The organism is Cellulophaga geojensis KL-A (genome assembly GCF_000568425.1).
Lineage (GTDB): Bacteria > Bacteroidota > Bacteroidia > Flavobacteriales > Flavobacteriaceae > Cellulophaga > Cellulophaga lytica.
On sequence record NZ_ARZX01000014.1, the window covers coordinates 60965 to 87103 of the forward strand.

The 26139-nt window shown below is 32.8% G+C and carries 23 protein-coding genes; 8 read left to right on the top strand and 15 right to left on the bottom strand.

Annotated features, from left to right (window positions below; translation table 11 throughout):
* Nucleotides 1–5 precede the first annotated feature (5 nt).
* Complete coding sequence (locus tag KLA_RS11245) at nt 6–641, bottom strand: 4'-phosphopantetheinyl transferase family protein (protein ID WP_034645921.1); 636 nt, start codon at nt 639–641, stop codon at nt 6–8.
* Nucleotides 642–771: 130 nt separating this feature from the next.
* On the opposite strand from KLA_RS11245, the gene ahcY reads away from it, so the two are divergent.
* The gene (ahcY, locus tag KLA_RS11250; protein WP_013620591.1) at nt 772–2088 is read left to right on the top strand and encodes an adenosylhomocysteinase; all 1317 of its coding nucleotides are present in this window, start codon (nt 772–774) and stop codon (nt 2086–2088) included.
* A gap of 102 nt (nt 2089–2190) precedes the next feature.
* Nucleotides 2191–3294: an SDR family oxidoreductase gene (locus KLA_RS11255; RefSeq protein ID WP_034645922.1), complete on the top strand. Its 1104-nt coding sequence runs from the start codon at nt 2191–2193 to the stop codon at nt 3292–3294.
* Between the two features lie 80 nt (nt 3295–3374).
* On the opposite strand, the gene KLA_RS11260 is transcribed toward KLA_RS11255, so the two are convergent.
* The 5 genes from KLA_RS11260 to rplU all read right to left on the bottom strand — a co-directional run bounded on the left by KLA_RS11260 (nt 3375) and on the right by rplU (nt 10098).
* Nucleotides 3375–4394 (bottom strand): phytase, encoded by a 1020-nt coding sequence (locus tag KLA_RS11260; protein ID WP_152536848.1) that lies wholly within the window; start codon nt 4392–4394, stop codon nt 3375–3377.
* A gap of 10 nt (nt 4395–4404) precedes the next feature.
* Complete coding sequence (locus KLA_RS11265; protein ID WP_051456096.1) at nt 4405–7263, bottom strand: TonB-dependent receptor; 2859 nt, start codon at nt 7261–7263, stop codon at nt 4405–4407.
* Nucleotides 7264–7436: 173 nt separating this feature from the next.
* A complete protein-coding gene (locus KLA_RS11270; protein WP_034645931.1) occupies nt 7437–9017 on the bottom strand; it encodes a tetratricopeptide repeat protein in 1581 nt (526 codons plus the stop codon).
* A gap of 139 nt (nt 9018–9156) precedes the next feature.
* On the bottom strand, nt 9157–9417 hold the full coding sequence (gene rpmA / locus KLA_RS11275; RefSeq protein WP_013620596.1) for a 50S ribosomal protein L27: 261 nt from the start codon (nt 9415–9417) through the stop codon (nt 9157–9159).
* Between the two features lie 42 nt (nt 9418–9459).
* Nucleotides 9460–10098 carry a 50S ribosomal protein L21 gene (gene rplU, locus KLA_RS11280; RefSeq protein ID WP_013620597.1) on the bottom strand — a complete coding sequence of 213 codons (639 nt, stop codon included), beginning with the start codon at nt 10096–10098 and terminating at the stop codon, nt 9460–9462.
* 290 nt (nt 10099–10388) lie between these two features.
* Between rplU and KLA_RS11285 the strand changes: the two genes are divergently transcribed.
* The 3 genes from KLA_RS11285 (at nt 10389) to KLA_RS11295 (ending at nt 14309) form a co-directional block, all read left to right on the top strand.
* Nucleotides 10389–11711: a M16 family metallopeptidase gene (locus KLA_RS11285; protein WP_013620598.1), complete on the top strand. Its 1323-nt coding sequence runs from the start codon at nt 10389–10391 to the stop codon at nt 11709–11711.
* Between the two features lie 4 nt (nt 11712–11715).
* Nucleotides 11716–13773 (top strand): M16 family metallopeptidase, encoded by a 2058-nt coding sequence (locus tag KLA_RS11290; protein WP_034645933.1) that lies wholly within the window; start codon nt 11716–11718, stop codon nt 13771–13773.
* Nucleotides 13774–13919: 146 nt separating this feature from the next.
* On the top strand, nt 13920–14309 hold the full coding sequence (locus tag KLA_RS11295; RefSeq protein ID WP_034645935.1) for a heavy-metal-associated domain-containing protein: 390 nt from the start codon (nt 13920–13922) through the stop codon (nt 14307–14309).
* An 86-nt stretch (nt 14310–14395) separates the two neighbouring features.
* Here the strand turns inward: KLA_RS11295 and gldD are convergent, their stop codons facing one another.
* From gldD to mutY, 4 genes are read right to left on the bottom strand one after another with little or no spacing between them, the layout of a single operon-like run.
* Nucleotides 14396–14953, bottom strand: a complete 558-nt coding sequence (gldD, locus tag KLA_RS11300) for a gliding motility lipoprotein GldD (RefSeq protein WP_013620601.1) — start codon at nt 14951–14953, stop codon at nt 14396–14398.
* Nucleotides 14943–16274 (bottom strand): gliding motility-associated protein GldE, encoded by a 1332-nt coding sequence (locus KLA_RS11305; RefSeq protein ID WP_013620602.1) that lies wholly within the window; start codon nt 16272–16274, stop codon nt 14943–14945. The genes gldD and KLA_RS11305 overlap by 11 nt, the downstream gene beginning before the upstream one ends.
* 19 nt (nt 16275–16293) lie before the next feature.
* Complete coding sequence (locus KLA_RS11310) at nt 16294–16779, bottom strand: single-stranded DNA-binding protein (RefSeq protein ID WP_034645938.1); 486 nt, start codon at nt 16777–16779, stop codon at nt 16294–16296.
* Nucleotides 16780–16813: 34 nt separating this feature from the next.
* A complete protein-coding gene (gene mutY, locus KLA_RS11315) occupies nt 16814–17839 on the bottom strand; it encodes an A/G-specific adenine glycosylase (RefSeq protein WP_034645940.1) in 1026 nt (341 codons plus the stop codon).
* Nucleotides 17840–17964: 125 nt separating this feature from the next.
* Here mutY and KLA_RS11320 point away from each other — a divergent pair, with 125 nt between their 5' ends.
* From KLA_RS11320 to KLA_RS11330, 3 genes are all read left to right on the top strand, one after another.
* Nucleotides 17965–18255, top strand: coding sequence for an HU family DNA-binding protein (locus tag KLA_RS11320; protein ID WP_013620605.1), 291 nt, complete (start codon nt 17965–17967; stop codon nt 18253–18255).
* A gap of 271 nt (nt 18256–18526) precedes the next feature.
* The gene (locus KLA_RS11325) at nt 18527–20077 is read left to right on the top strand and encodes a ribonuclease E/G (protein WP_013620606.1); all 1551 of its coding nucleotides are present in this window, start codon (nt 18527–18529) and stop codon (nt 20075–20077) included.
* 124 nt (nt 20078–20201) lie between these two features.
* The gene (locus tag KLA_RS11330; protein WP_034645942.1) at nt 20202–20681 is read left to right on the top strand and encodes a regulatory protein RecX; all 480 of its coding nucleotides are present in this window, start codon (nt 20202–20204) and stop codon (nt 20679–20681) included.
* 4 nt (nt 20682–20685) lie between these two features.
* Here the strand turns inward: KLA_RS11330 and KLA_RS11335 are convergent, their stop codons facing one another.
* The 5 genes from KLA_RS11335 to KLA_RS11355 all read right to left on the bottom strand — a co-directional run bounded on the left by KLA_RS11335 (nt 20686) and on the right by KLA_RS11355 (nt 26137).
* Complete coding sequence (locus KLA_RS11335; RefSeq protein WP_034645944.1) at nt 20686–21540, bottom strand: cupin-like domain-containing protein; 855 nt, start codon at nt 21538–21540, stop codon at nt 20686–20688.
* Nucleotides 21541–21687: 147 nt separating this feature from the next.
* Nucleotides 21688–22782: a biotin synthase BioB gene (gene bioB, locus KLA_RS11340; RefSeq protein WP_013620609.1), complete on the bottom strand. Its 1095-nt coding sequence runs from the start codon at nt 22780–22782 to the stop codon at nt 21688–21690.
* Between the two features lie 134 nt (nt 22783–22916).
* Nucleotides 22917–24338, bottom strand: coding sequence for a flotillin family protein (locus KLA_RS11345; protein ID WP_013620610.1), 1422 nt, complete (start codon nt 24336–24338; stop codon nt 22917–22919).
* Between the two features lie 4 nt (nt 24339–24342).
* Nucleotides 24343–24921, bottom strand: a complete 579-nt coding sequence (locus tag KLA_RS11350) for a hypothetical protein (protein ID WP_034645946.1) — start codon at nt 24919–24921, stop codon at nt 24343–24345.
* A 61-nt stretch (nt 24922–24982) separates the two neighbouring features.
* Nucleotides 24983–26137: a beta-ketoacyl synthase N-terminal-like domain-containing protein gene (locus KLA_RS11355; RefSeq protein ID WP_034645948.1), complete on the bottom strand. Its 1155-nt coding sequence runs from the start codon at nt 26135–26137 to the stop codon at nt 24983–24985.
* Nucleotides 26138–26139 lie beyond the last annotated feature (2 nt).

Genomic DNA, 26139 nt, shown 5'->3' on the forward strand with positions numbered 1-26139 from the left:
TAAGTCTATGTTGTTTTTAATGCATAAACACAAGTAAAACCCTCAAACTCTAAAAATGCAACCTTATAAAATGAAGATGCTCCTTGGTATAATATCTCTGCTGTTGTTTGCTCATCTGCAAACGTAAAATCTTTAACATTTATGTGATGCAAAAAACTTAATCCTTTTTGCGCATAAATTTTATATAACGATTCTTTTGCTCCCCAAACTATAGTTAATTTTTGGGTTAATGCAGATACATTTGCTATGGTTTTGTACTCTTCAATTGGAGTAAATTTATGTGCAATTTTTAAAATTTTATCTCGCTGCATTTCTATATCAACTCCAACCTCATCTGTCTTGCTAACAATAATTCCTGTAAAGTGATGTGAGTGTGTTATAGATATAAAATTACCATCTTTTAAGTGTGGTTTCCCCACCTCATCATACCTTAAATCAAAATCTGTATAACCAGCTTGTTTAAGCAAATGCCTTATACTTAAAAACCCTTTTCTGTGCATATCAGATTTCATTCCGTTTAATCTGTTTTGGCAATGATCTGTAAGTGTAATTGGCTTAGCTAATTCTGCCTCTGGCTCTTCTATTTTCCAAATGTAGAGTTTTGTGGTATTGTTTACTGTTATAGTTTTGTAAAGAGGCATAGCATTATTTAAGATATTAGTATCTTTGCACTGCTTAAGGCAAATGAAATAGTATTGGTAAGCGAATTTAACTATTTAAAACGCTACGCCAAAGTGTTTCTTTTTATTAAAAATACGAAAAAAAGAAAAAATGAGCTCAAATACAGTTGCTTACGTACCAAATAAGGTAAAAGATATTTCTCTAGCAGATTGGGGAAGAAAAGAAATTGAATTAGCTGAAGCAGAAATGCCAGGTTTAATGTCTTTAAGAGAGGAGTACAAAGATTCTCAGCCTCTTAAAGGTGCTAGAATTGCTGGTTGTTTGCATATGACTATACAAACTGCTGTTTTAATAGAAACTTTACAAGCTTTAGGCGCAGAGGTTACATGGAGTTCATGTAACATTTTTTCTACACAAGACCAGGCTGCAGCTGCAATTGCTGCAACAGGAACAGCTGTTTACGCTTGGAAAGATATGACAGAAGAAGAGTTTGACTGGTGTATAGAGCAAACCTTATTTTTTGGCGAGGAAAGAAAGCCATTAAATATGATTTTAGATGATGGTGGAGATTTAACCAATATGGTTTTAGATAAATACCCAGAACTTGCAGAAGGTATTAATGGTTTATCTGAAGAAACTACAACTGGTGTTCACAGACTTTACGAGCGTGTAAAAAACGGAACTTTACCAATGCCAGCTATTAACGTAAACGATTCTGTTACCAAATCTAAATTTGACAACAAATACGGTTGTAAAGAGTCTGCAGTAGATGCTATACGTAGAGCTACAGATGTTATGTTAGCCGGTAAACGTGTTGTGGTTTGTGGTTATGGTGATGTTGGTAAAGGTACTGCTGCTTCTTTTAAAGGTGCTGGTTCTATAGTAACTGTTACAGAAATAGATCCTATTTGTGCATTACAAGCTGCAATGGACGGTTTTGAAGTAAAAAGATTAGAAACTGTTGTTGGTAATGCTGATATTATTATTACAACTACCGGTAACAAAGATATTGTACGTGCTGAGCATTTTGAAGCTATGAAAGACAAAACCATAGTTTGTAATATTGGTCACTTTGATAACGAAATCCAAGTAGGATGGTTAAACGAGAAACACGGTAATACTAAAAACACTATTAAGCCACAGGTTGATAAATACACTATTAACGGGAAAGATATTATTCTTTTAGCCGAAGGTCGTTTGGTAAACTTAGGTTGCGCTACAGGACACCCTAGTTTTGTAATGAGCAACTCTTTTACCAACCAAACACTTGCACAAATAGAACTTTGGACAAATGCTGATGCTTATAAAAATGATGTTTATATGCTACCAAAAGCTCTAGACGAAAAAGTAGCTAAATTACACTTAGCTAAAATTGGCGTTGAGCTTACTGAATTAAAAGAAGACCAAGCTAGTTATATTGGGGTAACTGTAGAAGGCCCATACAAGCCAGAGCATTACAGATACTAATTCTTTTAGCATTATAAAATAACTCAGCTCTTTTCCTCATATATAAACCTATTTGGAAAAGAGCTTTTTTTATACACCAACCTCACTTATACAACTTTATAAATGAACATTATCTTAACAGGAGCAACGGGTACATTAGGCTCTAAAGTGCTGCACACTCTTTTTGAAACTAAATACAGCCAAATTAATACAGTGTATCTTTTGGTTCGTAAAAAAGGCTTAACTGCCCCACTTGAAAGAGTTATAAATATGCTAAAAAGCGAATATGCTCCGCAGTTTATAAAAGATAATTTAGATGCAATTACCTCTAAAATAAAGGTTATTAATGCTGATAATATTTTGGAGCCAAAATCTTTTTTAGAAACTAACAAGCAGTATTACTTTATACATTCTGCTGGCTATGTTAACTTATCTGTAGACCCTGCTAATAAAGATGAAATTTTTGAAGAAAATTTTAATTTCACCAAGTCTATTTACAATGCATATTTACCTTATTTAAAAAAGTTTATTTACATAAGCACTGCTTTTTCTATTGGTGATTTAGGCGGCATTATTGGCGATGATTATATAGAGATTGAAGGCGGAACTTACCGTAACTTTTATGAAGCATCTAAACACGCTTCTGAAAAGTTTTTAACTCAAAAGAGTAAGGAAAATAACATACCACTACAAATACTAAGACCTAGTGTACTAGGAGGTAATGCTATAGACAATCCAAGTTTTTTTATTTCTAAATATATGGTGTTTTACCTATTTGCAAAGTTCTTTTACAACACCCCATCAAAGGAGCATATAAGGATTACTGCAAATGCAGATAGTGGGTTAAACATTATACCAACAGATTATGCTGCCAAAGTTATTGTTAAGGTTTTTGATACCGATGTACAACAACTAAATATTGTACACAACAAAGCTACCAACATAACAAAAGGTATTTCTAAAATTTTAGATACGGTAGATTTTACCTCGTACAATATTACACAAGATATTATTACTAAAGCAGCAGGCTTCGAATCTAAATTAGAACAATTTTATTACGAGACTATTGGCGTGCACTTAAACCCGTACTTAACGTCTAAACCATATGAATGGGACACCTCTTTACTAGAAAGCATTTTACCTATACCTAAGTACGATTTAGAACAATATTTAGGCAACACAGTAGAGTTTGCAAAGCTTAAAAATTTTAGAAATCAGAAATGGTAGTATAACCACATTACAATAACAAAAGGGATAACATAAAATGTTATCCCTTTTTTGGTTTATTATAACAACGCATTACTTTTTTATAGCCCCAGTTTAGCTAAATCATAAAAATAAAAGTCCTTAGCATCGTTCATTGCAACAAACAATCCGTTTTTAAATACATTATTTAAAGGCACTGTTACAACCTCACAACCATCAGTTTCTGTTGTAGACAAGTTAACAGCTTTTACAAACTTATTTGTATCTCTAGAAAAAATATTAAACTGCCCCTTTTGCTGATCAGATACTATTATGTAACCCTTTCCTTTAGCTTGCTTTGCAATTGCAATACCTTCTATATCTGATAAAAACAACTCGCCTCCAAAACAGCTAATTTCTTTATCACCTTTTGTTGGCTCTGCATAATACTTGCGTATACCGTGTTGCTCATCAGAGTAATAAACATAACCCAGTTCACTATCTACAGCTATTGCTTCTATTTCCTTTTTCCCGCTAAAAACACCAAACTTACGTACCAAAGTAGACTGCACAACACCAGTTGTGTCTGTACTTAATTTATACTGATGTAAATAGCCATCTTTAGGGCCATTTTTACGGCTTACAATAGCATACAATGTATTATCTACAGAAGAGGTATACAAGCCTACACCCATTGGAAGTGTGTATTCTAAATTTTTTTCATTTTTAAAAACTGAAAATCCACCGTTATCCAAAGGCATCATATCTGGCACAGAAAACATCCTAATTTGTTGTTTTTCTCGTTCTGTAAAAACCAAAACATCTGTAAAGGTAGAATCGTTTATTTTAAAATTATAAGCCACATCTACATTGTTTGGTCTTTTTACTCCGGTAATACTTTTATTCTTAATTATTTTCCCATTTAAGTCAAAAGCATACACTCCGCCATCAGTTTCTTTATCTGTTCCAAAAACAATACTTTTTTCTGCATTTTTAGGGTTCACCCAAATAGCAGGGTCGTCTGTATCATTCTTAGTTTTTTCTGTGATAACATTTGGAGCTATTGCAGGCAAACTATTTTCTTTACACGCAAATGCAAGCACAACAACCATTACCCCTATATAGTTTATGTATTTATTCATTTTTAGGTATTTATTTTTTAAACAAATCATACTTTAAACCAAAAGTTAACCTTTGCCCATAGTACTCTACCTGTTGTGTTCTGTTTTTAACTCCTTGAAAATAACGTAATGGTTGATCTGTAATGTTATTTAAATCTGCATAAATACTTAAATTACTATTTACTTTATATGTTGCATTAAAATCTAGAAAAAATTGTTTGTCATAATACCTATCTTCAAACTCATTACCGCCCAACTCATCAATATAACTATCTGAAAAATTAGAAGACAACCTTGCAGAAAAGCGTTTGGTATTATACGCCAAAGAAGCATTAAAAGTGTTAGGTGTTGTATTAGGCAAATCTACATTTTCTCGTTCATCTCCATCTTCATTTATAATACCATCTGCAGAAGAAGATATGTAAGTATAATTTAAATAAACACTTAAATCTTTAGCAAAGCCAGGTAAAAAATCTAACTGACGCTGAAAAGCAAATTCTGCTCCAAAAATACTTGCCCCTTCACCGTTTAGTGGTTGATAAACATCAAACCCACTTGTATCTGCTCCGTAAGTATCATCTATAGTTTCACCAACAAAAGTGTAAATAAAATTATCTATGTCTTTGTAAAAAACACCTCCAGAAAGCAACCCAACATTAGCAAAGTAATGTTCTGCCATTACATCAAAATTCATAGCTGTAGTTGCATCTAATTTAGGGTTACCAAGTACAATTGCCTCATCACCAGAAATAACATCTACAGACGGTACTAAATCTGCATAATTAGGTCTTGCCAAAGTATTTGTCCAGGCAAAACGCAGTATTGTAGCATTAGATATTGCATATTTAAAATGCACACCAGGCATAACATTTGTATATGAGCTTTCTTCTGTAATTTCTCCTTCTAAATTTTCTTCATCAGCAATTCGGTTTCCTGTTGCCGTAATTTTAGTACTCTCTAAACGAAGACCCACCAAAACATCTAATTTTTTAGATAATTTTTGATTTGTCATTACATAACCAGCAAATACATTTTCATCTACGTTATAATTTTCTCTTAAAAACTCATCTGGGACTGACTCACCATCTACTAAATTTAAATCTCCTAACCAATCTTGACTTGTAAAAGATCCTATTTTGTATTTACTCCCTGCTAAAAAATCTGTATCAGACAAATTATTAGTTCTTGTAGTGCTTAATGTAGGGTATGCATCTTCTAAATCAAACTCAAAAAAATTGTTATCTCTTAACTTTGTTTTTAAACGAGCTCTAGCTCCAAACTTTACAGCGCCATCTCCTTGTCCAAAGATATTTGAAGGCAATTGAAAATTAACAAATGCATTAAAATCTTCTTCTTTTGTAAATTGATTTTCTTCTGTAATTTCATCATATTCAAAATTATCTAGTGCTGCATCATTTACATTTTCTGCAGTCATTATTGGGAATTTAGTATTAGAATTATCATTTAATATTGAATATTCTGTAGCATAAACCAAATACCTCTCATTTAACCTTTCTTCAGATGCTTTTGCAAAAGAAGTTAACCAATCTACTTTTAAATCTCCCCACAAATGCTTGCCACCAAGTGAATAGTTTTGCATGCGCTGATCCTCTAAACGTCTGTTTTTATTTCTACTGTTATTAATACCTCCTTTAGTTTCGCGTGCAACTTCTGCAGGAAAACGAGTAAGCATACCATTAGTTACTGTAAAGTCTTGAAGTTGTATATCTTCTGCATCTAAAATTTCTGAAGACAACCTAAATCTATTTTCTCTATCATCTCTCCAGTTGTAAATAGTTTTAAGAAACACAGTGTTATTAACATCAAACTTATAGTCCATATTAGCCGAAAAACTACGTCTTATACGCTGCACAAGATATTCTCTTTGCTGAAATTCTTTGGTGTAAGGATCTACATCTACTTGGTTTAAAATAGGTTCTCCTTCTACATCATCTACGCCTGTGTAATACTCAAACTCATCTGTCCAATCTGCTTCTACATTGTCCGAACCAAAATCGCTGTTATTATAAGATGCAGATAACATATAACCAAACTTACCATCTTTACTACGGTCACCAACCAAGAAGGAACCATTAATTATTGCTTTATCTGTAATAAAATTTAACCCCGATCCTGCAGTTGCAGATAACCTAAAACCTTGTGGAGATGTTCTAGTAATTAAATTTACAGAACCACCAAGTGCATCTGCATCCATATCTGGTGTAATTGCTTTACTTACTTCAATGGTTTGTATCATATCTGCAGGGATTAAATCCATTTGAACATTTCTATTATCTCCTTCCGCAGATGGAATACGACTACCGTTTAATGTAACAGAGTTTAATTGTGGAGACAAGCCACGAATTATAATATTACGTGCCTCACCTTGGTCTACCTGCATTGTAATACCAGAAATACGCTTTACAGCATCTCCTATATTTGCGTCAGGAAATTTCCCAATCTGATCTGTAGATACTACATTAGTAATGTTTAAATTATTTTTTTGTGTATTTAATGCTTTGGCCTGGCTACCTAAACCATAACCCATAACTTCTACACCATCTAACTCTACACTTTTTGGTTGTAAGTAGATAGAAACTGCTGTTGTATTATTAGCACTTACCGTAACACTTTGCTTGCTGTCTGCATAACCCAAATATGTAATTTTTAGCTCATAGGTGCCAACAGGAATGTCTACCAAAGAAAAGTGTCCGTCAAAATCTGTTACAGCTCCTTTTTTTAAAGACGTAATCATTACAGATGCACCAGGAACATAAATTCCGTTTTCATCAGAAATTGTTCCCGAAACATTTCCATTTTGTGCCATTGTAGCTGCGCTACACAGAGCAACAATTAGAAATAAAATCTTAGTTTTTAAATAGTTTTTCATTTTTATTTTAGTTGTTTATTTGTTCTCCAAAAATATGTTTATCAAACACATAGCACATTTTTTTAATGGAAACAAAAAGGCAACAAGACAAGAATAGTAAGGAAACAACAAGGCAACAATAAGGATTAATTTACATACCCATAACTCAAAAAAAATATTTGCACCTATACACACTAAAAAGTGGTTAAATAAGCACCTAATTCCTCTTTGGCATTAATAGGTAATTTTTTTCTTAATCTGTATCTAGACACTCGTACACTATCTGGTGTTAACCTTAATATTGATGCAATTTCTTTAGAAGATAAATTCAGCTTTAGCAAAATACAGAGCCTTAACTCTGCAGGAGATAATTTACAATGTGCAGCCGCACTAATTTTAGTTATAAAACTTGGGTGAATTTCTTTAAAAAACAACATAAACTCATCCCATTCTTTTTCTTGAGACAAATTAAAATCAATCTCTTTTATAAGTGTTTTTAACTTGCGCTTTAAATCTATATTAGAACGCTGAAGACTATTTTTTAATGTTAGAGATAAGTTAGACAGCATTTTATTTTTTTGAGACAAATGCAAACTATATCTAGATAAAGCAGCTGTTTTTATATACACCTCTTTTTGCAATGTTTTCTCTTCTGCTTGCTTTTTATCTAATTTTGCTTTTAATAATTGCTGTTCATAATCTTGCTCTTTACGAGAGTGTCTTCTTTTTTTCTGAACATACATAAACCAAATTAAACTTAAAGCCAACACTGTTACAACCAGTATAACCAATATTATATTTTGCGCTCTATTAACCTTATTTACTTGCAACAAGTATGCTATTTGCGATTCCTTTTCTTTAGAATTGTAGATATGCTGTAGCGCACTAGCCTGATTTGTATTTTGCTGTTTACTATTTTTAGTATCTAGCGCAACAAACAACTGTAAATAGCTATGGGCTTTTTTATAATCTCCCTGTAAATTATAATTTTTAGACAAGTCTTTATATGCGCTTGCAACATCTGCACTACTATTAGTTTTTATGGCAGACTCTAAGGATTTTTTTGTAAACTCTAATCCCTTAGTTAAATTATCTGTTTTTCTATAAACATCGCCTAAATTATTATATATGTTGGCTAGCCTAGCTTCCTTACTATTTTTTGCATAAGCTAATGCTTTTTCAAAAAAATATTTGGCAAGCTTGTAGTCTTCTAAATCCTCATAAATACTACCAATATTTTCATTTACAATAGCCAAACCGCTACTGTTATTTAGTTGCTTGTACAGTTTAAGACTCTTATTTTGATAATTTAAAGCCTCTGCATACTTATGTTGCTTTTCAAAACAACTACCTAAATTTGAGGTTGAAAAAGCAAGCGCTAAAGAATCTTTTAAAGTAGTTGCCTGTGTAATTGCTTTTGCAAAATAATCCTTAGCGTAATTGTAATTTTTAAGTTCTAAATGTAAAGCTCCTATTTGGTTTAAAACATTTACAACTAATGTATCTTTTTTACTTTGTAGCAATACCAGAGCTTCATTATTTTGATGTAAAGCTTCTGTATAAGCATTATTATTTTTACAAAATATAGCTAATTTGTAGTGTGCTAATGCTATACCATAACTGTTATTTGTTTCCTTGGCTTTTTTTAAACTTTTATTTAGTTCTTTAAAAGCACCTCCTAAACTATCTAACTTTACAAACTCCGCAGAAACAACTTGTGCTTTTACCTGACAAACAAAAAAGAATATAACAACAGAAGAAAAAAGAAGTTTCATAATAATTAAACAAAGCAGAAAGGTATTTTTTCTAAATTTCTTAATTATTAATTGGTTGTTATTTTTATGTAAATAACAAAACACAAAAAGCCCTTCCTTGTAAAAGGAAGAGCTAATTATAGAATTTTAAGCTAGTTTCTTAAGCCTCAAAAGGCTCTACAGAAACAAAAGACTTACCGCCTGCTTTTTTCTGAAACTTTACAATACCATCTACTTTGGCGTGTAAAGTATGGTCTTTACCTGCATAAACATTATCTCCTGGATTATGTTTAGTACCACGCTGTCTTACAAGAATGTTTCCTGCAATAGCCGCTTGACCACCAAAAATTTTAACTCCTAAACGTTTCGATTCTGATTCTCTACCGTTTTTCGAACTACCAACACCTTTCTTATGTGCCATAATTTCTAGGTTTTATTTTGTTATACTTAAATGATAATGCAATTATGCTTTACCACCGTCTAATTCATCTTGCCATTTCTTTAACTCATCCCACTTGCCTTCAGCAGCTAATTTAGCTTGTGCAGGCCATGTATCAGTTACGTGGTTACCACGAACGTCAGCGATGATTTCAGAAATTTTAGCAGCATCAGTTTTTGCTAATTCAGCAAAAGTTGATATTCCTGCCGCAGCTAATGTTTCTGCAATTTTAGGTCCAATTCCTTCAACCTTCTTTAAGTCGTCTGCTTTTGCAGCTTTCTTTGGTGCAGCTTTTTTAGCTTCTGCTTTTTTAGGAGCAGCTTCTTTTTTTGGAGCAGCTTTTTTTGCTCCAGAGGCTAAAATGTTTTCAATAACAATCTCCGTTAAATACTGACGGTGACCATTTTTCACTTTATACCCTTTACGTCTTTTCTTTTTAAAGACGATAACTTTGTCACCTTTAAGGTGCTTTACGACTTTTGCCTCAACAGCGGCTCCGTCTATAGCTGGGGCGCCAATAGTAATGTCCTTTCCATTCTCTAACAAAAGAACGTTATCAAAAGTTACCTTTTGACCTTCTTCTGTTTGTAAACGGTGAACATACACTTTTTGATCTTTTGCAACTTTAAATTGCTGCCCTGCTATCTCTACAATTGCATACATAGCTTGTGTATTAATTAATTATGTTTAATTTAATGAACTTGCCTACCTAAATAAGCGGATGCAAATATACTGCTAATTCCTTAACTTACAAGCTATTTTACAAAAAAAAGACGAGTTGATTTAACCCCTATATATTCACTATGTTTTTTAGCTGTTTTAATTCTTAATTGAAGGCTTTAATATAATGTTTTGAGAGTATTTTCTTAATTATTTTATTTTTTTTAAGTAAAATCTGTAACAAATCAAGTAATTTTAGACTTATGAAATAACTAAATAAAACACTATTAAAAATGAAAAGAAATTTATTCCTATCGGCAAGCCTATTTTGTGCCGCATTAACAATGCAAGCACAACAGGTTGCTTTTGAAGAATATGATCTTGATAACGGCATGCACGTTATTTTGCATCAAGACAACACTGCCCCTATAGTAACAACATCTGTAATGTACCACGTAGGAGCTAAAGATGAAAACCCAGAAAAAACAGGATTTGCTCACTTTTTTGAACATTTACTTTTTGAAGGAACAAAAAACATTGAACGAGGTAAATGGTTTGAAATTGTTTCATCTAACGGAGGAACCAATAACGCCAATACAACACAAGACCGTACATACTACTACGAGGTTTTCCCTTCTAACAAATTAGAGTTAGGCCTATGGCTAGAGTCTGAAAGACTAATGCACCCAGTTATTAACCAAATAGGGGTAGATACACAAAAAGAAGTTGTACAAGAAGAAAAACGTATGCGTGTAGACAATTCTCCATACGGTAAATTCCGAGAGCAAATTGGCATAAACCTATTTAAAAACCACCCTTACAAATGGCAAACTATTGGATCTTTAGAGCACTTAGCCAACGCTACATTAGAAGATTTTAAAGATTTTAATAAAATTTACTACGTCCCTAACAATGCTGTTTTAGTAGTAGCAGGTGATTTTGAAGTTGCTAGCACTAAAAAAATGATTCAAGATTATTTTGGACCTATTCCAAGAGGTAAAGAAATAAAAAGGAATAAGTATACAGAGGAGCCTATTACAAAGACTATTAAGGCTACTTACAACGATCCAAACATACAAATTCCTGCAATCTTTACTGCATACAGAACTCCTGCTAACACAGAAAAAGATGCATATGTATTAGATATGATATCTACATACCTAACTAGCGGAAAAAGCTCTAAACTATACAAGAGCTTGGTAGATGACAAAAAAATGGCGTTACAAGTTTTTGCTTTTAACAATTCTCAAGAAGATTATGGCTCTTACATAATAGGTGCTCTACCTTTAGGAAAAACCTCTTTAAATGATTTAATTGTTGAGTTTGATAAAGAAATTGCAAAATTACAAACCGAATTAATTTCTGAGAAAGATTACCAAAAACTACAAAACAAGTTTGAAAATAACTTTGTTAACTCTAACAGCGGCGTAGAAGGTATTGCTAACTCTTTAGCAAGAAACTATATGTTATACGGCAACACAAATTTAATTAATACTGAAATAGAAATTTACAAAGCTATTACAAGAGAAGACATTAAAACTGTAGCCAACAAATACCTTAAGCCTAACCAACGCGTAGAATTAGAATATTTACCTGTTGCAAAACCTGAAAACTAAGAAAATGAAAAAAATATATTCTTTATTGGTTATAGCATTAATAGCTTTTAACCTACAAGCACAAGTAGACCGTAGTAAAATGCCAGAGGCTGGTCCACTACCAGAAATAAATTTATCTGAACCACAACGTTTTGAACTTAAAAACGGATTAAAAGTTTTAGTAGTTGAAAACCATAAATTACCAAGAGTATCTATACAATTAATTATAGACAACCCACCTGTTGCAGAAGGTAACAAAGCTGGTGTTAGTTCTTTTGTATCTAGCTTATTAGGCAACGGATCTACATCTATCTCTAAAGATGATTTTAATGAGGAGTTAGACTTTATGGGCGCAAGTATGGCTTTTGGATCTGAAAGTGCTTCTGCATTTGCATTATCTAAATATTTCCCTAGAATTGTAGAGTTATTAGCAGATGCTAGTATTAATCCAAACTTTACACAAGAAGAATTTGACAAGGAAAAAGAAAAGATTTTAACCGGCCTAAAAGCAGATGAAAAAAATGTATCTAATATTGCTAGTAAAGTACAAAGTACTTTAGCTTACGGACAAAAACACCCGTATGGAGAGCAAGTAACAGAAGAGACAATTAATAATATTTCTTTGCAAGATGTAAAGCAGTTTTATAACGACTATTTTGTACCCGCCAATGCATATATGGTTATAATTGGTGATGTAGAATACAAAGAGGCTAAAAAATTAGTAAAAGAAAACTTTGTTGCCTGGACAAAAGCAACTCCTCCTTCTTTTTCTTTAGCTACACCTAAAGATGTACAATACACACAAATTAATTTTATAGACGCTCCTAATGCTGTACAGTCTGAGATAGCTGTAGAAAACTTAGTAAATCTTAAAAAGAGTGATCCTGATTACCTTGCTGCCTTGATGGCAAACCGTATATTAGGTGGTGGCGGATCTGCAAGATTATTTTTAAATCTTAGAGAAGATAAAGCTTATACTTACGGATCTTACTCTAGTATTGGAAATGATAAAAATTCTGTATCTAGATTTAGAGCTTACGCAAGTGTACGTAATGCCGTTACTGATAGTGCTGTAGTACAAATTTTATCTGAAATTGATAAAATAGCATCTACTCCAGTTTCTGAAAAAGAGTTAAGCGCAGCTAAAGCAGCTTACATAGGCAACTTTATTATGGCTCTAGAAAAACCTAGCACAATAGCCAACTATGCCCTTAATATAGAAACTGAAGGTTTAGACAAAGACTACTACAAAACTTATTTAGAGAAAGTTAACGCTATAACTATTGCAGATGTAGAGAACGCTGCTAAAAAATACTTTAAATCTTCTAACGCACGTATAGTTGTTACTGGTAAAGGAAGTGACGTTTTAGAAAACCTAGAAAAAGTTACTTTTAAAGGCCAATCTGTACCCGTTAAATATTATGATAGATATGGCAACGCTGTTGAAAAGCCTAAATATGATATTGCTATTCCTGAAGGTGTAGATGCAAACAAAGTATTAGCAGATTATGTAGCTGCAATTGGTGGTAAAGCCAAATTAGAAAGCGTTACATCTAGCTACATACAAGCTAAAGCAACAGTACAAGGACAAGAGTTACTGCTAGAAATGAAAAAAACTACTAGCAACCAATTTATGCAAAATGTTAGCATGATGGGCAACTCCGTAAGCAAACAAGTATTAGATGGCGATAGTGGATTTATGATTGTTCAAGGTCGTAAAATGGATATGCAAGAAGCTCAACTGTCTGCCATTAAAGCAGAATCTACTCCTTTTCCTGAACTTAATTTCTTAAATGGAGGCGCAACATTAACTGGCATAGAAGATTTTGACGGAACTAAAGCCTATGTAATTAAGTTTACCGACACCAAGTCTGCTGCTTACAATACCAAAACGGGATTAAAAATTGCAGATATTACAACAACCCCACAAGGTAGCGCTACTATTAGTTACACAGATTACAAAGAAGTTTCTGGAATACAATTTCCTTTTGTATGGAAACAAGCAATGGGACCACAAAAGTTTGACTTTAACGTAACTGAAATAAAAGTTAACGAAGGTGTTAGTGCTGAAGATTTCAAGTAGTAAACAAAAAACACCAAATTTAAAAAGCTGCCTAAAAATATTTTAGGCAGCTTTTTTTATGATTTTATTTAGATTAACTACTTCAATTTTAAGAACTAAAAAATTAAAAATTAGTACTTTTGCAACCTACTATAACACCTATTAATATGAAACTTATAAAAAATATTAGCCTAGTTCTTATTGGCTCTTTAACACTACTAGCTTCTTGCAAAGAAAACAAGCAAGAGCCAGAAGTGGTTACGGTTAACAATACGGTTGCTAAAGAACAAACAAAAGTATTTGCTGATAATGCTGAGTTTAGTAAAGCCGAATTTACTATTAAAGGAATGACATGCCAAATTGGATGCGCCGCTACAATTGAAAAAAAATTAGCTAAAATGGAAGGTGTAAAATCTGCCACTGTTTCTTTTGATAAAGAGTTGGCTATTGTAGAGTACGACACTAATTCTGTTTCTACAGAAGATTTAACTAAAACCGTAACATCTGCAGCTTCTGGAGATATTTACACTGTTGAAAATATGCACACAGCAGAATAAAAAAAATCCCATATAACAATATTAAAAAAGCCAATATCTATTAATAGATATTGGCTTTTTTAAATTTAGTATTTAACAAAAACAACCTAGTTTTTCCAACGCAATGTTTCCATTATTTTCCTAATATCTTCTTGCAAATAAACAGCCGCAGGTAAAATAGAATCGTAATTAGGTTTCACAGAAAAATAAAGTGACCCCGTTAAAAAATGCTCTGTACTATCTGTTACATAAAACTGAGATTGTGATGCCGCATCTCCTTTTACATCATAAAACATACCGTAAACCTTAGCTTCTGAATTAACAAAAGGCTGCTCTAAAATATTATCTGCTTTAGCTGCATGCTCATAAGATAATTTTTGAGCATCAGACAACAACTGGTTTAAGTTGCCTTCTACAGGCTTATAACTTAAAAAAATTGCTGCGTTCATTTTTGGATACTCTATAGTAACCGCACTTTCATTTGTTTTTTTAACCCGAGCTAGTGCATTGTAATTAAACAAATATTTAGATGTACCAAAGTTTACTGCAGTACTGTCTGGATACTCCAACCTTAACATAGCCTTTGGCTTTGGTAAAACCTCTTCATTACAACTGGCCAGTAAAACACTAAAAACTATTACTAAAAAAATATATTTACGCATCATTAGGCAGCATTACTTTTATTTGTTTCAATCTTTTTTTATCTAAACTCTCTACCACAAATTGGTAATTTTTAAACAATACTTTTTCTCCTCTTTTAGGAAAACTTCCTGCTATTTCTAACACAAAGCCAGCTATTGTTTCAGATTCTCCTTTTTGCTCTTCAAAATCATCTTCATCTTCAGTGATACGTGCAACACGGTAAAACTCCTTTAATGTAGTTTTTCCATCAAACACAAAAGTTAAATCATCTATTTTAGAAAAAACCAAATCTTCATCATCAAACTCATCACTAATATCTCCTACAATTTCTTCAATAATATCTTCTAAAGTAACAATACCAGATGTACCACCATACTCATCTACAACAACTGCCAAATGGTTTTTCTTTTCTTGAAATTCCTTTAGCAAATCATCTAACTTTTTATTTTCTGGAACAAAATAAGGTTCTCTTAAAAGAGTAACCCAATTAAATGCTTTACGGTCTATATAAGGCAATAAATCTTTTACATAAAGTACGCCTTTTACATTGTCTACGTTTTCTTCATAAACAGGAATCCTAGAATATCCTTTTTGCTTTATTTCCTCTACAACCTCTAAAAATTTAAGCTCTGCATCTAAAGCAAAAATATCTATCCTTGGCCTCATTACTTGTTTTGTATCTGTATTACCAAAAGATACTATACCTTCTAATATTTTTTGTTCTTCTTTAGTGGTATCATCTTCAGAAGTCATTTCTAATGCCTGCGACAAATGATCTACACTTAAACTAGATTTTTGTTTCCCTAATTTATTGTGCAAATACAACGTTACAGAACGCATTGGCGAACTTAAAGGGGTAAAAATAACATCTAAAAAACGTAATGGAAATGCCATAAAATGTGCAAACTGCACTCTATTTCTATTAGCATAAACCTTTGGCATAATTTCCCCAAACATTAAAATTAGAAAAGTAGCCAAAACCACTTCTAGTAAAAACCTAACAGATATTAGGTCTAAAATTTTATAGGTAATGCTTGAAAAAATAACATCTCCAATAGCACTAAATAAAAGCACTATTCCAATATTTATAGCATTATTTGCTATGAGTATAGTTGCTAATAATTTTTTAGGCTTGTGCAATAATTTAATTACAGATTCTCCTTTTGTGGTTTTTGCTTCACCTATAGTATTAATATCTGTTGCAGACAAGCCAAAAAACGCCACCTCTGCTCCAGAAATTAAGGCAGACAATAGCAATAGTACAATTAGCACCAACAACTTGGTTATTAAAGCGCCATCAAAAACAATTGCATTTAACAGTAAAATAAGGGGGTCAGGATCCAATAATTAAATTTTAGTTCTATTAAAAAGGTAAATCATCATCTTCTTCTGGCTCACTAGGAGCTGCGTTATTTTGTTGTGCAGCCACATTTTGTTGTTGTGCTGCTTGCTGTTTTTGTTGCTGTTGTGCGGGCTGCGCTGGGTTATTCTGCGCGTTATTCATACTTTCTTGTTTTGTAGACAAAAATGTAAAATCTTGCACGTGTACTTCTGTTGCATAACGTGTAGTACCATCTTCTGCTTGCCACTGTCTATTTTTAAGTCTACCCTCTACATATATTTTATCTCCTTTGCTTAAATATTTTTCGCAAATTTCTGCAGCTTTATTACGCACTACAACATTGTGCCAATCTGTATTTGTAACACGCTCACCTGTTTGTTTATTTGTGTAGGTTTCATTTGTTGCTATAGGAAATCTTCCTATACAATTTCCTCCTTCAAAATAGTGCATTTTTACTGCATCTCCTAAATGCCCAATTAGCATTACTTTGTTTAACGTACCACTCATAATTTTGTTATATTAAAATCAAAAATACAAAAATTTACAATGTTTTTATGTAGTCTGCTATTAAAACAGGTACAGGATATTTTTTAAGTTCAGAAAAAGCGATTCCGTCTTCCAAAATAGCATTTGTATGGAGTATCCAAAAATGAGTATATAAATGTTGATGCGATAATTTATGCACAATTGCATCCTTATTATATAAGGTAAAACTTTTAACCTCTACTTTTGGTAATACTTTAGCATAAAGCTCCTTTATATTGGTTTCATTAACCTCATCTTCCAACAAAGGAAACTCATATAAATTTTGCCAAATACCTTTACCTTTTCGTTGTTGTAACATTGTGTTACCAACAGCATCTACAACAACCAAATAATTAAAATTACGTTTTTTAATCTTTGTTTTTTTTAGCTTGATGGGCAATGTACTAACCAAGTTTTTTTCTAACGCCACACAGCTGCTACTTAAAGGACACGTATTGCAATTTGGCTTTTTAGGCGAACATTGCAATGCTCCAAACTCCATTATACCCTGGTTATAATCTCTAATATTAGAAGTATGCATTACTTCTGTAGCTAATTTTTTAAAGTATTTAATACCCTCTGTACTATTAATAGGTAAGTCTACACCATAATACCTTGCTAAAACCCTATACACATTACCATCTACAACAGCTTGTTGCTCATTAAAAGAAATAGATGCAATAGCACTTGCTGTGTAATCTCCTACTCCTTTAAGTTTTACCAACTCCTTATATGTATTAGGAAACTCTCCGTTTAAATTATTTACGATGTGTTTTGCGGTAAAATGAAGGTTTCTTGCCCTAGAATAATACCCTAAACCTTGCCATAATTTTAAAACTTTTTCTTCCGAAGCGTTTGCTAAATCAAAAATTGTAGGAAAATGTTTTTCAAAACTTAAATAATAAGACGTACCTTGAGCAACTCTTGTTTGTTGGAGCATAATTTCTGAAAGCCATATTTTATAAGGGTTTACAGTGTTTCTCCACGGTAAAGAGCGTTTATTTAGGGTGTACCAATCAAGAATTTTTTGGGAAAAAGTCATCAAATAAATAATAATAAACAAAAGTACAGGTTTATATACTTAAAATTAAGTCTATTAACGTAAAAGAATAAATTTAATTTATATATTTGCAACCCGAAAAAACAAGGACATAATATATACTGACAATGACGAAAGCAGATATCGTATCGAAAATCTCAGATAAACTGGGTATTGAAAAAGGAGATGTACAGGCTACTGTTGAAACTTTTATGGAAGAGGTTAAAACTTCATTAGAAAATGGAGATAATGTTTACCTAAGAGGTTTTGGTAGTTTTATTATTAAAACAAGAGCAGAAAAAACTGGTAGAAATATTTCTAAAAATACTACCATTAAAATACCAGCTCATAACATCCCTGCATTTAAGCCTGCAAAGGTTTTTGTTGAAGGTGTTAAGAGTAACGTACAAGTAAAATAAAATATAATATTAATTAAAAAGTAGATTTTATGCCTAGTGGTAAGAAAAGAAAAAGACATAAGGTAGCTACTCACAAGCGCAAGAAGCGTAGAAGAGCTAACCGACACAAGAAAAAGTAGTTGTTAACAACTACTTTTTCGTTTTAAAAACGTTCATTGACATAGAAATTCTAACGAAAGAATTTCAGCGGGTAATACTGCCCGCACAACTATTGTTTAATCCATTTAACACTCTTAATTTATTAAGTAGAGTTAAATAAAAATTGATTCAGGTGAATAAAGAATTAATCGTAAGATCTGGTTCTAACGCTGTCGATTTTGCCTTAACTAAGGACGGAAAACTAATAGAACTTCACAAAGAAGAAGACAATAATAATTTTTCTGTTGGCGATATATTTCTTGCCAAAATTAGAAAACCTGTTACTGGTCTTAACGCTGCATTTGTAGATGTTGGTTATGAAAAAGATGCATTTTTGCACTATCATGACTTGGGTCCGCAGTTATCTTCTATGCTGAAATTCGTAAAAGGAGCAAGCACAGGAAAATTAAAAGATTTTTCTTTAAAAGATTTTCCTTTTGAAAAAGATATTGATAAAGATGGTAGCATTAATGATGTTATAAAATCTAATCAATCCTTATTAGTACAAATTGTAAAAGAACCTATCTCTACCAAAGGACCAAGAATTAGCTCTGAGCTTTCATTAGCAGGGCGTTATGTGGTTATGGTGCCATTTTCTGATAGAGTTTCTGTTTCTCAAAAAATAGAAAGTAAAGAAGAAAAAGAGAGGTTAAAAAGACTTGTAAGAAGCATTAAACCAAAAGGGTTTGGCGTTATTATAAGAACCGTTGCCGAAGGCAAAAAAGTTGCAGAGCTAGACAAGGATCTAGAAAACTTACTGACCAAATGGACAGTAATGTGTAAAAAATTGTATAAAGCACCTCACCCATCTAAAGTACTAGTGGAGCTAAACAGAGCCTCATCTATACTTAGAGACGTATTTAACGACACCTTTACAGGAATACATGTTGACGATACAACGCTTTACAATGAAATAAAAGATTATGTGCAAGAAATTGCGCCAAAGAAAGAATCTATTGTAAAATTATATGAGTCTTCTGTACCTATTTTTGAAAAATTTGGGATAGAAAGACAAATTAAAACTTCATTTGGTAGAACAGCCTCTATGAGTAAAGGCGCCTATTTAATAATAGAACATACTGAAGCCCTACACGTTATAGATGTTAACAGCGGCAACAGATCTAACAAGGCAAAAAACCAAGAAGACACAGCATTAGAGGTAAATATGATTTCTGCTACAGAAATAGCCAGACAATTACGCTTACGTGATATGGGAGGTATTATTGTTGTAGATTTTATAGATATGGGTAAGCCAGATCACAGAAAAAAACTTTTTGATCATCTACGTGATGAAATGAAAGATGACAGAGCTAAACATAAAATTTTACCGCCAAGTAAATTTGGACTTATTCAAATAACAAGACAAAGAGTAAGACCAGAAAGAAACATTAAAACAATGGAGAAAAATCCTAGCGGCTTAAATGGCGCAGAGGTAGAAGCTCCTATAGTTTTAATAGACAAGATTAAATCCGATTTAGAAAAACTACTAAACGGCCCTGCAAAAGACAACGATGTTATTCTACACATACACCCGTTTATTGCAGCATATCTTACAAAAGGATTACAATCCATTCGTTTCAAGTGGTTTATGGAATACAAAAAATGGGTTAAAGTGCAACCTAGAGACGCATACACGTATCTAGAATATCGCTTTAAAAACAAAAAAGGTAAAACCATATATTAGAATATACCTTTACTTAAAAAACGGTTTATTATATAGATCTTTAAAAAACCAAAAGACCTATATAAAAAAGTAAAAAGCGACCTCAGCAATGGGGTCGCTTTTTTTGTTTACGTACATTTGTAATATGAGTTTACAACCCTCTTACACCATTAAAGAAGCCACCCATAAGCTAGAGCAATATTGTGCTTACCAAGAACGCTGCCATAAGGAAGTCACCAAAAAACTAAAAGATATGGGAATGATTGCAGATGCTAGAGATCTAATAATTACTCATTTGATTAAAGAAAACTATTTAAATGAAGAACGTTTTGCTCAAAGTTTTGCTCGCGGAAAATTTAATATAAAAAAATGGGGTAAAAATAGAATTGTAAACGAACTTAAGTTTAGAGACATATCTATTTACAACATTAAAACAGCCTTAAAAGAAATAGATGAAGACCAATACATACAAACATTAAATGAGCTTGCCAGCAAAAGAGCTAATGAAGTTAAAGAAACTAACATATATAAAAAACGTAAAAAAATAGCAGATTACTTACTCTATAGAGGTTGGGAAAGTCATTTAGTGTATGAAAAAGTGCAAGAACTTACACCAAAAAAATAAATTATTACAACTGTTTATTGGTATTAGATATAGATTTTTTGTTTTTCCAATCTATCCACTTTTGTCCTTTTATTCTACGCATTACATTATCATAATTACGCATAATAAATACATTATATAAGGCTTTACTTAAATTTTTAGGGTTACGCGCTATAGCTCTTAAACTCATAGAAAAACCCGGAGTAAGATACTTCATATAATGCCAATACCCTTCTGGCATATACAACACTTCTCCGTGCTGCAAAGTTGTTTTATACCCTTTAGCTTGCTTTAAAGCAGGCCATTTGCTGTAGTCTGGGTTAGAAAAATCTATGCTTTCATTTGTAATTAAAGAATGTGGTACTTTATATAGATATTTGTTTTGAGATTGGTTAAAAAGAATAATTTGTTTATCCCCTTCAAAATGAAAATGAAAAATATTAGCCAAATCTATATCATAATGCATAAAGGTATGTGAATCTTTACCTCCAAAAAATAACATAGGAAGACTTTTCATTAGTCGCAACCCAAAATCTGGATATGTAAAATCTCTTTGCAACTGTGGTACTTCTTTTAAAATATTCCATAAAAATATTCTAAATTTAGTAGGCTCTTTTTTAAGCAAATCTATATAATCTGCCATTTTCATTTTAGCGTGCGGCTCATTAAAACCATCTTTATAATCTACAGGTCTGTCATCATACAAAGGCACTATTTTATCACCTGCCACAGACTTCATATACTCCAAATTCCATTTAGAATAAGCAGGCCACTCTTCTATAAAACGCTCAATAACAACAGGTTTTTGAGGCTTTAAAAAGTGCTTTAAAAAGTCTTCTTTGGTAATATTTTTTACCCTTGGAATATCTTGTAAGTGCAAATTTGGATAAATTAAACAGTCGGTAAAAATAAAAAATACGATTTAAATAACTCTTAAAATTACTTAAAAAGCTATATTAATTAATAAACCGCTATCTAATTACAAATTAAATAGCGGCTGTATAAAAGAGTTACTTATTGCAACTTATTACTTAGAAAGCTTTGCTTTTTCTTTAGCAGCTTCATTACGTTCTATCTTATGACCTGGTCTAGTCCATTTTGGCTTTTCACCTAAATTTTGATACTCAGAATCCTGAGCCTCTACTGTTTTTGGTTGAGAAACTTTAGTAAATGGTTTTTGTGGGTTTAAGCCTAACATTTTAAACATTTCCATATCCTCGTTTACATCTGGATTAGGAGTAGTTAATAATTTATCTCCAGCAAAAATTGAATTTGCTCCAGCAAAGAAACACATTGCTTGTCCTTCTCTACTCATTTGTGTACGACCTGCAGATAACCTTACTTGAGTATTTGGCATAACAATACGCGTAGTTGCTACCATACGCACCATATCCCAGATAGATACCGGCTCTATATCCTCCATTGGCGTACCCTCTACTGCTACTAATGCGTTAATTGGTACTGATTCTGGTTGTGGACTTAAAGTAGATAGTGCAACTAACATACCTGCTCTATCTTCTAAAGCCTCTCCCATACCTATAATACCTCCACTACACACAGTAACGTTAGTTTTACGTACATTTTCAATAGTATCTAATCTATCTTCAAAAGCACGAGTAGAAATTACATCTTTATAGTAATCTTCTGAGGTATCTAAGTTATGGTTATATGCATACAAACCAGCTTCTGCTAGTCTTTGTGCTTGATTTTCTGTAATCATACCAAGTGTACAACAAACCTCCATATCTAGTTTGTTTATAGTACGCACCATTTCTAGTACTTGGTCAAATTCTGGACCGTCTTTAACATTACGCCAAGCTGCCCCCATACAAACTCTAGAACTTCCAGAAGATTTTGCACGTAAAGCTTGTGCTTTTACTTGTTGTACCGACATTAAATCATTGCCTTCAACATCTGTATGATACCTAGCCGCTTGTGGGCAATATCCACAATCTTCAGGACAACCACCTGTTTTTATAGATAACAAAGTAGATACTTGTACAGTGTTAGGATCATGTTCTTGTCTATGAATTGTAGCTGCTTCGTAAAGCAAATCCATTAACGGTTTATTATATATATCTAAAATTTCTTGCTTGCTCCAGTTGTGTCTTACTTCGCTCATACGATTATTTTAAATCAGTTGTCAAAAATAGCCTATTTACCAATTAAATCCCAATAAAGGTTTTTTAAATAAAAAAATGAACCAAAAGATATACTCTAATGGTTCATTTTTATTCAATTTATTTAAAAATTTAACTATTTACTGTCGTCCTTATCAGAAGATTCTTCCTTAACATCAACAGTCTCTACATCCTTACCTTTTAAATATTCTGGTAACTGCATACCAGCCATATTAAACATTTCTTGTAGTGGTGGTACAGATTTGTACATACCAGAAATAAAGTTAGCAGTAGAACCTTTACCATCTGCTGTTTTTGCTCCAGAATCCCAAACGGTAACCTTATCAATTTTAATATTTTTAATAGCTTCTGCCTGTGTTTTAACTAATTCTGGCAATTTATCTGCTACTAATAGTAATACCGCATCTTTAGGATTGTCTCCGGCAGCTTTTACAATTTCATCTAAACCTTGTGCTTGCTTAGTTAAAACCTCTAAAATACCTTGTGCTTCTGCTTGTGCTTTAAATAAGATTGCATCTGCTTCACCTTTTGCTAAACGTCTTGTACGCTCTGCATCTGCTTCTGCATCTATCTCTACTTTTTTCTTATCTATTTCTGCAGGTACAACTATATCTGCCATTTGCGAGCTACGTACACGTTCTGCTCTTGCAAGTTCAGCATCTTTTTCTGCTGCGTAAGATTCCTCTAATGCTTTTGCAGATTGTACTTTTTCTGATGCAATTGCAGTACGTTCTGCTTCCGCTTCTCTTTGACGACGTAACGAGTCTGAATTTGCAACATTAATTTTTGCAATGTTTTCACCTTCTACAGCTTGTGCATTTGCTGCTGCCACCTGCGTACGCTCATCTTGTAAAGCATTAGCTTCACCAATAGAACCATCTCTTGTTTTTTCTGCAACAGATTTACGTGCTGCGTTAATTGCGTGTGCAGCTGCCTCTTTACCTAAAGCTTCAATATACCCAGACTCATCAACAATATCTGTAATATTTACGTTAATAAGCTTTAGACCTACTTTCTTTAACTCTGTTTCTACACTCTGAGATATGTTAGTTAAAAACTTATCTCTATCATTATTAATTTCTTCTATGTCCATAGAAGCAACTACTAAACGTAATTGACCAAAAATAATTTCCTGAGCTAAATCTTGAATTTGACTTTGACCTAACCCTAATAAACGCTCGGCTGCATTTTGCATAACTCCAGGCTCTGTAGATATACCAATTGTAAATCTAGAAGGTACATTTACACGTATATTTTGCTTACTTAATGCATTTACTAGGTTAACCTCTATAGAAATAGGTGTTAAATCTAAAAATTCATAATCTTGTACAACTGGCCAAATAAAGGCTGCTCCACCGTGTATACATTTGGCTGAATTTCCGCCGCCAACTTTACCGTATACAACTAAAATCCTGTCTGAAGGACATCGTTTGTATCTACGTATAAACGAGATTATAATTATAAAAAAGAATAAAATGGCTACTGCAATACCAATTAAACTGGCATTACCGCCCAACTGTAGGGGTACTAAAATCATATGGTTATTTATTTAATAATTTAACAATTAAAATTCCGTTATCTGTAATGTCCTCTACTTTAACAACATTACCCTGTGTAAGATTCACAGTTTCATCTGTAAGTGCTTCTAGCTCGCGCAAAGATCCTTGCACTGTTATACTTACTTTACCTATAAAGCTTCTGTTTGCCCCTATAGTTAGGTACACTTCACCAACTTGACCTAAAGCATTTTTTAAGCGTAGTGTTCCGCTACTTTGCAATTTACTTAGGTAATAAAATAATGCAGCCATAGACAGCATCATTAACAAACCACAAATAACAGAAATTAGTATAGTTAGTACATTAGAAAAGCCTGCTTCTATACAAGCAATGCCTGTCCATCCAAAAATGGCAAAAAATCCTGATAAGTTTTTAATAGATAAAAATTGAAATCCAATTCCAGAATCACCTTCTACTTCTGCATCTACATCACCGTCTACACCATCTACATCACCACCAATTAAGGTTAGCAACAAAAAAACAATCATTACCACAGAGCCAATTAAGGCAATACTCCAGTACACTTTTGGAAACAACTCTAAGCTTGCATACCATTCTCCCATAAATATAAATTTAGTTTGGTTTGTGAAAGATAGTAAAATGCAACTTAGCTAAAGGCTAGTTTTAAAAAGTTTTTTGCAATAAAATACTTACAGCATTACCACCAAAGCCAACAGCGTTTATTAACACCTTTTTTATACTCTTTGGAATTTCTGTATAATCTACAAAAGGAACTTTTATAAATTCTTGCTTTTGTAGCATTGCTATTGCTAGCTCTATACTTAACATCCCTGAAGCACCAAAAGAATGACCTATCTTCCACTTATTTGTAGTTAATGCTGGTATTTTGTTACAAAAAATTTTCTTTATTGCTTCAATTTCTGATAAATCTCCTTTAATTGTACCTGGTGCATGCATTACAATAACATCTACGTCATCTGGGTCTACTCCTTCTAAAGCCATTTTCATAGAGCGTTGAAAACATACTGCGTCAGAAGAAATAGAAATATTATGTTTTAAAACTTCTGTAGCGTAACCAACACCTATAATTTCTGCCAGGGCATTTTCTTTATTTCCGTTTTCTATACCAATTACCGCGGCACCTTCTCCCAAAACCATAGTGTTTTGATCTTTTGCCAGATCAAAAGCTTTACACGGATACGTATCTGCGCCTCTTGCGTAAATTTTTAAAGCTTTCATTTGCGCAATGGTAAAGGGTGTTAAAGGAGCCTCACTACCACCTACTAAAAATTTATTTGCCATTCCGCTTTTTACCCAAGCAACACCATTTAACAAAGAATGTAATGCCGTAGAACAAGTAATAGAGTGCGATATTTCTGGGCCTTGCGTTTGTAAATCATGGGCTACCCAAGAAGAGATATTACCCAATGTTGTTGTTGGTGATGATAAAGTTGATGCTTTATCTTTTTCTAAAAACTCTGTATGATATTTTTCAAACAGAGCTGTTGCGCCACGAGACGAACCAAAATTTACACCAAAATTATCTTTAGATGTCCAGCCAGCTTGCTCTAACGCTTTACGTGACGCGTACATAGCAAACAAAACAGTATCATCTAAACTTTTATATTTTAAGTCCGAGTTTTTTAAAGTTTCAATTTCTTGTTTAGCTTCATCACTTAAAGCTGCAACCCAACTTTTTTGATTTCCTATATTTTTTTCTTGCAGTAAATGTGCATCGTTTTTATAACTCTCCCAAACCTCATTTAAGGAAGTTCCTAAAGGAGAAATAGATGCTAGTGCCGTAATGTAAATACTCATAC

Bases quoted from the DNA above. Each gene is read 5' to 3' on its own strand.
- KLA_RS11295 (WP_034645935.1), top strand. From the start codon at position 13,920: ATGAAACTTATAAAAAATATTAGCCTAGTTCTTATTGGCTCTTTAACA.
- KLA_RS11260 (WP_152536848.1), bottom strand. From the start codon at position 4,394: ATGAATAAATACATAAACTATATAGGGGTAATGGTTGTTGTGCTTGCA.
- rpmA (WP_013620596.1), bottom strand. From the start codon at position 9,417: ATGGCACATAAGAAAGGTGTTGGTAGTTCGAAAAACGGTAGAGAATCA.
- mutY (WP_034645940.1), bottom strand. From the start codon at position 17,839: ATGACTTTTTCCCAAAAAATTCTTGATTGGTACACCCTAAATAAACGC.
- bioB (WP_013620609.1), bottom strand. From the start codon at position 22,782: ATGAGCGAAGTAAGACACAACTGGAGCAAGCAAGAAATTTTAGATATA.
- KLA_RS11355 (WP_034645948.1), bottom strand. From the start codon at position 26,137: ATGAGTATTTACATTACGGCACTAGCATCTATTTCTCCTTTAGGAACT.
- ahcY (WP_013620591.1), top strand. From the start codon at position 772: ATGAGCTCAAATACAGTTGCTTACGTACCAAATAAGGTAAAAGATATT.
- KLA_RS11330 (WP_034645942.1), top strand. From the start codon at position 20,202: ATGAGTTTACAACCCTCTTACACCATTAAAGAAGCCACCCATAAGCTA.
- KLA_RS11270 (WP_034645931.1), bottom strand. From the start codon at position 9,017: ATGAAACTTCTTTTTTCTTCTGTTGTTATATTCTTTTTTGTTTGTCAG.
- KLA_RS11255 (WP_034645922.1), top strand. From the start codon at position 2,191: ATGAACATTATCTTAACAGGAGCAACGGGTACATTAGGCTCTAAAGTG.
- KLA_RS11285 (WP_013620598.1), top strand. From the start codon at position 10,389: ATGAAAAGAAATTTATTCCTATCGGCAAGCCTATTTTGTGCCGCATTA.
- rplU (WP_013620597.1), bottom strand. From the start codon at position 10,098: ATGTATGCAATTGTAGAGATAGCAGGGCAGCAATTTAAAGTTGCAAAA.
- gldD (WP_013620601.1), bottom strand. From the start codon at position 14,953: ATGATGCGTAAATATATTTTTTTAGTAATAGTTTTTAGTGTTTTACTG.
- KLA_RS11350 (WP_034645946.1), bottom strand. From the start codon at position 24,921: ATGGGAGAATGGTATGCAAGCTTAGAGTTGTTTCCAAAAGTGTACTGG.
- KLA_RS11320 (WP_013620605.1), top strand. From the start codon at position 17,965: ATGACGAAAGCAGATATCGTATCGAAAATCTCAGATAAACTGGGTATT.
- KLA_RS11345 (WP_013620610.1), bottom strand. From the start codon at position 24,338: ATGATTTTAGTACCCCTACAGTTGGGCGGTAATGCCAGTTTAATTGGT.
- KLA_RS11265 (WP_051456096.1), bottom strand. From the start codon at position 7,263: ATGAAAAACTATTTAAAAACTAAGATTTTATTTCTAATTGTTGCTCTG.
- KLA_RS11245 (WP_034645921.1), bottom strand. From the start codon at position 641: ATGCCTCTTTACAAAACTATAACAGTAAACAATACCACAAAACTCTAC.
- KLA_RS11290 (WP_034645933.1), top strand. From the start codon at position 11,716: ATGAAAAAAATATATTCTTTATTGGTTATAGCATTAATAGCTTTTAAC.
- KLA_RS11310 (WP_034645938.1), bottom strand. From the start codon at position 16,779: ATGAGTGGTACGTTAAACAAAGTAATGCTAATTGGGCATTTAGGAGAT.